General features: G+C 65.7%; 3 protein-coding genes. All 3 read left to right on the top strand.

The genetic code is table 11. From position 1 onward, the window contains the following. Positions 1-833, top strand: an 833-nt coding sequence (locus ACXWUF_RS21060) for a family 2A encapsulin nanocompartment shell protein (protein WP_458496516.1), incomplete at its 5' end; no start/stop codon positions are given. Beyond that, complete coding sequence (locus ACXWUF_RS21055; protein ID WP_458496515.1) at positions 808-2,652, top strand: family 2A encapsulin nanocompartment cargo protein cysteine desulfurase; 1,845 nt, start codon at positions 808-810, stop codon at positions 2,650-2,652. The genes ACXWUF_RS21060 and ACXWUF_RS21055, both read left to right, overlap by 26 nt. Before the next feature lie 83 nt (positions 2,653-2,735). Continuing rightward, positions 2,736-3,098: a rhodanese-like domain-containing protein gene (locus ACXWUF_RS21050; protein WP_458496514.1), complete on the top strand. Its 363-nt coding sequence runs from the start codon at positions 2,736-2,738 to the stop codon at positions 3,096-3,098. Positions 3,099-3,193: the final 95 nt, after the last annotated feature.

The following is a 3,193-nucleotide window of genomic DNA, read 5'->3' as shown; positions in this document are numbered from 1 at the left end:
CGCGCGGGCTGCTGCATCTGCGGCCGTGGGTGGGCGTGGAGGCGGGCATCTACCGCCTTAACCGGGTGAAGGACGAATCCCGCGTGCTGACCGCCTGCTCGCAACGGGACGAGCGCGATCTGCCGGAAACCTTCGTGGATTACGACGAGAATCCCCGCGAGTATTTCCTCAGCGCGGTGACGACCACCGTGGACATCCACACCCGCGTGTCGGACCTCTACAGCAGCCCCCACGACCAGATCAAGGAGCAGCTCCGCCTCGCCATCGAAACCATCAAGGAGCGGCAGGAGAACGAACTCATCAACAACCCGGAATATGGGCTGTTGAACAACGTCGCGCCGGAGCAGCGCATCCAGACCATCCACGGCGGTGGCCCGACCCCGGACGATTTGGACGAACTCATCAGCCGGACATGGAAGGAACCGGCGTTCTTCCTGGCCCATCCGAAGACCATCGCCGCCTTCGGCCGGGAAGCCACCCGCCGGGGCGTGCCGCCGCCCACCGTCACCCTGTTCGGTTCGCCGTTCATCACTTGGCGCGGGATTCCCCTGGTGCCCTGCGACAAGGTGAAGATCGTGGACGGCAAGACCAGCCTCCTGCTGATCCGCACCGGCGAAGCCCGCCAAGGCGTGGTCGGCCTGTACCAGCCGGGCCTGCCCGGCGAGCAGGGGCTGGGGCTGTCGGTCAAGTTCATGGGCATCAGCCGCAAGGCCATCGCGTCCTATCTGGTGTCCCTGTATTGCTCGGTGGCGGTGCTGACCGAAGACGCCATCGCCGTGCTGGAAAACATCGACGTGGGCAAGTTCTATGACTACCAGCCTGAATACAAGTAATCCCACGGGGCTTCCCGCCGGGTTGCCGGACCCCGCCATTCTGGCGCGGTTGGCGAATGAGTTCTTCGCCGCCCTGCCCGGGACGGCGGGCCTCTCCGCGCTAACCGTGTCCCCGAGTGCGCCGGACACCGCATCGGGCGCGGGTTTCCCAGGTTTCGACGAACTCGCCGCCCTGCCCCGCTTGTTGGCGGGCGGGTTGGAGTCGGCGGCGCGGCCCGGTGTGGCGGTCGAAGCGGCTTCGGCGGGTCCGGCCTTTTACTTCCTGGACTCCACCCACCCGACCACGCCCCGCACGGTCCCGACCCTGGACCTCAAGCCCCGCGACGCCGGGCTGGATTTCCTGCCGGATTTGGGGCTGCCGAAAGCGCCGGGCCACGGGCCGGGCGTCGCCGGGCCGCTGCCGTCGCCGACGGACATACCCAAGCCTTCAGCCCTCGCCGGTTCGCCGGTCACGGCGGGCGGCGAGGTGTCGGAATTGACGCTGTACTTCCTGGACGATGCGCGGGCCTATTCCGGTGCGCCGCCCGTGCAGGGCGTGGATAGTCCGGCCAATGCGTCGAATCCGGCCTGGGTCTCGGCTCATCCCGGTTTCGACATCCATGCGGTGCGGCGGGATTTCCCCATCCTGCAAGAGACCGTGCATGGCGGCAAGCCTTTGGTGTGGCTGGACAACGCCGCCACCACCCAGAAGCCCCAGGCGGTGATCGACCGGCTGGCCTATTTCTACCAACACGAGAACTCCAACATCCACCGCGCTGCCCACGAACTGGCGGCGCGGGCCACGGATGCCTACGAGGCGGCGCGGGACAAGGTGGCGAAATTCCTCAACGCCTTGTCCAGCGACGAAATCATCTTCGTGCGCGGCACCACGGAGGGCATCAACCTCGTCGCCAAAAGCTGGGGACACCGCAATATCGGGCCGGGCGACGAGATCGTCATCACCTGGCTGGAGCATCACGCCAACATCGTGCCCTGGCAGCAACTTTGCTCGGAAAAGGGCGCGAAGCTGCGGGTCGCGCCGGTGGACGACTGCGGCCAGATCATCGTGGAAGAGTACGAGAAGCTGCTCGGCCCAAGGACCAAGCTGGTGTCCATCTCCCAGGTTTCCAACGCCTTGGGCACGGTGACGCCCGCTCGGGAGATGGTCGCCATCGCCCACCGCTACGGCGCGAAGGTGCTGGTGGATGGCGCGCAGGCGGTCTCCCACCTGCGGGCCGATGTGCAATGGCTGGACTGCGACTGGTACGTGTTCTCCGGCCACAAGGTGTTCGGGCCGACCGGCATCGGCGCGGTGTACGGCAAGCTGGCCCTGCTCAACGCCACCCCGCCTTGGCAGGGCGGCGGCAACATGATCCAGGACGTGACCTTCGAGCGGACCCTCTACCACGCCGCCCCGGCCCGTTTCGAAGCGGGCACCGGCAACATCGCCGACGCGGTGGGGCTGGGCGCGGCGCTGGATTATGTGGAGCGCATCGGCATCGACAACATCAACCGCTACGAGCATGGCCTGCTGGTCTACGCGACGGAAGGCTTGCTCACCGTGCCGGACCTCAAGCTCATCGGCACGGCGGCGGAGAAAGCGGGCGTGCTGTCCTTCGTGCTGGACGGCTTCCGCTCGGAAGACGTGGGCGAGGCGCTCAACCGGGAAGGCATCGCGGTGCGCTCCGGCCACCACTGCGCCCAGCCCATCCTGCGCCGCTTCGGGCTGGAAACCACCGTCCGGCCCTCGCTGGCGTTCTACAACACCTGCGAGGAGATTGATTTTCTTGTGGCGACGCTCAAGCGGATTCAGGGAGGAAGCGTTCAGATTCAGCGTTAGCCCGTTTCGTCATTTTGTAGGTCGGGCTTAAGCCCGACCTACGGCCCATTCCCTTTAACTTCAAGCAACCCAAGGCAAATTCCATGAATCCCAACGACATCCTCAAACTCGCCAACGACGCCCGCACCCGCATCCGGGAAATCTCCCCCGCCGAATACGACGCCGCCGTGGTGGCCGGTGCCACCGTCATCGACGTGCGGGAGGACGGCGAATTCCGCGCCGGTCATTTGCCCGGCGCTATCCATATCAGCCGCAGCCAACTTGAAGCGCGTATTAATAGCGCCGTGGCGGATTCCACCGACCCCATCGTGGTCTACTGCGCCATCGGCCACCGCTCCGCCATCGCGGCGGACACCCTGCAAAAGCGGGGCTATACCCATGTGGCGTCCTTGGCGGGTGGGCTGAATGCCTATCTGGCGGCATCCACCACGCGGAAGAGCGCTTGACTGACAGAACGGCACCGTAGAGTACGCTGTGCGTACCCTACGGATTTTGAGAGAATTATTCAGGACTTACGCGCAAACCCGTGGGAGTGGGGGTT

The organism is Methylomagnum sp., from assembly GCF_054333355.1.
The sequence above is the reverse complement of the archived record's forward strand: the minus strand, read 5'-3'. Positions and strand labels throughout refer to the sequence as shown.